At 66.8% G+C, this 1,412-nt stretch carries 1 protein-coding gene; it reads right to left on the bottom strand.

Features of this window, described 5'->3' with window-relative positions:
* Window positions 1-132: 132 nt before the first annotated feature.
* Window positions 133-1,281: a galactonate dehydratase gene (gene dgoD, locus HUK84_RS18230; RefSeq protein WP_176641500.1), complete on the bottom strand. Its 1,149-nt coding sequence runs from the start codon at window positions 1,279-1,281 to the stop codon at window positions 133-135.
* Window positions 1,282-1,412 lie beyond the last annotated feature (131 nt).

The following is a 1,412-nucleotide window of genomic DNA, read 5'->3' as shown; positions in this document are numbered from 1 at the left end:
CGCTGGCCCCGCCGGTGACCAGCACCGAACGGCCGGCGAGGCTGGGATAATGCGCGAAGGCGCCGGCATCGGCGCCCGCATCCGCATCCTGGTGCGCGGCCCCGGACATCGCCAAGCCTGACATCGCCAAGCCTACCATTCCGCGAACGACCCGTCGCGATGGCGCCAGATCGGATTGCGCCAGCGATGGCCCTCGGCCGCGCGGGCGCGGACATAATCCTCGTTGATCTCGATCCCCAGGCCCGGACCGGCCGGGATGTCCACATGCCCGTCCCGATAGGCGAAGACCGCCGGGTCGGTCAGGTAATCCAGCAGGTCGTTGCTCTGGTTGTAATGGATGCCCAGGCTCTGCTCCTGGATGAAGGCGTTGTAGCACAGCGCGTCAAGCTGCAGGTTGGCCGCCAGCGCGATGGGGCCCAGCGGACAATGCAGCGCCACCGCGACGTCATAGGCTTCGGCCATCGCCGCGATCTTGCGGGTTTCGGTGATGCCGCCGGAATGGGACGGGTCGGGCTGGATGATGTCCACGCAGCCCTGCTCCAGCACCCGCTTGAAATCCCAGCGGGAAAACAGGCGCTCGCCCAGCGCGATCGGGATCGACGTATGTTTGGTGATTTCGGGCAGGTCCTCCAGATGCTCGCTCAGGACCGGCTCCTCGATGAACATCAGGTCGAACGGTTCCAGCTCCTTGGCCAGCACCTTGGCCATCGGCTTGTGGACCCGGCCGTGGAAATCGACGCCGATCCCAAGGTAGGGCCCGGCCTCCGCGCGGATCGCGGCGACGCGGGCGATCACCGCGTCCACCTTGCCATGGCTGTCGACATATTGCAGTTCTTCGGTCGCGTTCATCTTGATCGCGGTAAAGCCGCGATCGACGACGGCGCGCACCGCTTCGGCCGTATCCGCCGGCCGGTCGCCGCCGATCCAGGAATAGACGCGGATGCGATCGCGCACGCGGCCGCCCAGCAATTCATGCACCGGCACGCCGAAGGCGCGCCCCTTGATGTCCCACAAGGCCTGGTCGATGCCGGCGACAGCGCTCATATGCACCGCGCCGCCGCGATAGAAGCCGCCGCGATAGAGCACCGTCCAGTGATCCTCGATCCGGAACGGGTCCTTGCCGATCAGGTAATCCGCCAGTTCGGCCACCGCGGCGGCCACCGTGTCGGCGCGCCCCTCGACCACCGGCTCGCCCCAGCCGCTGATCCCCTCGTCGGTCTCGATCTTCAGAAACAGCCAGCGCGGCGGCACCTGGAACGTGGTCAGCTTCGTGATCTTCATGTCCGTTTCCGATCTTCCCGATCTTCGAGTCTTCGCGTCTCGATTTTTCGTTTTTCAGGACGTCTCCGGCCTCAGGCGCCGGGCATGCCGGCCAGCGCGCCGACGAACCGCCGCGCCGCTTGCGCCACCTC

This window comes from Nguyenibacter vanlangensis (assembly GCF_013376155.1).
GTDB classification, from domain to species: Bacteria; Pseudomonadota; Alphaproteobacteria; order Acetobacterales; family Acetobacteraceae; genus Gluconacetobacter; species Gluconacetobacter vanlangensis.
The sequence above is the reverse complement of the archived record's forward strand: the minus strand, read 5'-3'. Positions and strand labels throughout refer to the sequence as shown.